Source organism: Actinomadura rugatobispora, from assembly GCF_042656285.1.
Classification (GTDB): domain Bacteria; phylum Actinomycetota; class Actinomycetes; order Streptosporangiales; family Streptosporangiaceae; genus Spirillospora; species Spirillospora rugatobispora.
On the sequence record NZ_JBHSON010000250.1, the window covers coordinates 1 to 1,337 of the forward strand.

Below are 1,337 nucleotides of genomic sequence, written 5' to 3' on the forward strand. Positions count from 1 at the left end.
ACTACGGGCGGATGTGCCCGATCGAGACGCCGGAAGGCCCCAACATCGGCCTGATCGGGTCGCTGGCGGCGTTCGGGCGGGTGAACCCCTTCGGCTTCGTCGAGACCCCCTACCGCAAGGTCGAGGACGGCGTCGTCACCGAGCAGATCGACTACCTCACCGCCGACGAGGAGGACCGCTACGTCATCGCGCAGGCCAACTCGGCGCTGAACGACGACGGCTCGTTCGCCGAGTCCAAGGTCCTGATCCGCAAGAAGGGCGGCGAGGTCGAGCTGGTGGGCCCGCGCGAGGTCCAGTACATGGACGTCTCGGCGCGGCAGATGACCTCGGTCGCCACCGGCGCTGATGGGCTCCAACATGCAGCGCCAGTCGGTGCCGTTGCTGCGCAGCGAGTCGCCGCTGGTGGGCACCGGTATGGAGTACCGCGCCGCGGTCGACGCCGGTGACGTCATCGTGGCCGAGAAGGCCGGCGTGGTCGAGGAGGTCTCCGCCGACTACGTGACCGTGATGAACGATGACGGCACCCGCACCACCTACCGGGTCGCCAAGTTCAAGCGGTCCAACCAGGGCACCTGCTTCAACCAGAAGCCCATCGTGGACGAGGGCGCCCGGGTCGAGGTGGGCCAGGTCGTGGCCGACGGGCCGTGCACCGACCAGGGCGAGATGGCGCTGGGCAAGAACCTGCTGGTGGCGTTCATGCCGTGGGAGGGTCACAACTACGAGGACGCCATCATCCTCTCCCAGCGGCTGGTGCAGGACGATGTCCTGTCCTCGATCCACATCGAGGAGCACGAGGTCGACGCCCGTGACACCAAGCTGGGGCCCGAGGAGATCACCCGGGACATCCCGAACGTGTCGGAGGAGGTGCTGGCCGATCTCGACGAGCGCGGGATCATCCGGATCGGCGCCGACGTGGTGCCCGGGGACATCCTGGTGGGCAAGGTCACGCCGAAGGGCGAGACCGAGCTGACGCCCGAGGAGCGGCTGCTGCGGGCGATCTTCGGTGAGAAGGCGCGCGAGGTGCGCGACACCTCGCTGAAGGTGCCGCACGGTGAGCAGGGCAAGGTCATCGGTGTCCGGGTGTTCTCCCGGGACGAGGGCGACGAGCTGCCGCCGGGCGTCAACGAGCTGGTCCGGGTGTACGTGGCGCAGAAGCGCAAGATCACCGACGGGGACAAGCTGGCGGGCCGGCACGGCAACAAGGGCGTCATCTCCAAGGTGCTGCCGGTCGAGGACATGCCGTTCCTGGAGGACGGCACCCCGGTCGACATCGTCCTGAACCCGCTGGGCGTGCCCGGCCGGATGAACGTCGGCCAGGTCCTGGAGACCCACCTGGG

Annotated in this window: 1 pseudogene; it reads left to right on the top strand. The window is 68.6% G+C overall.

Annotation, left to right across the window (positions count from 1 at the left end):
- Positions 1-1,337, top strand: a pseudogene (locus ACFPZN_RS56150) (DNA-directed RNA polymerase subunit beta); the annotation flags it as partial.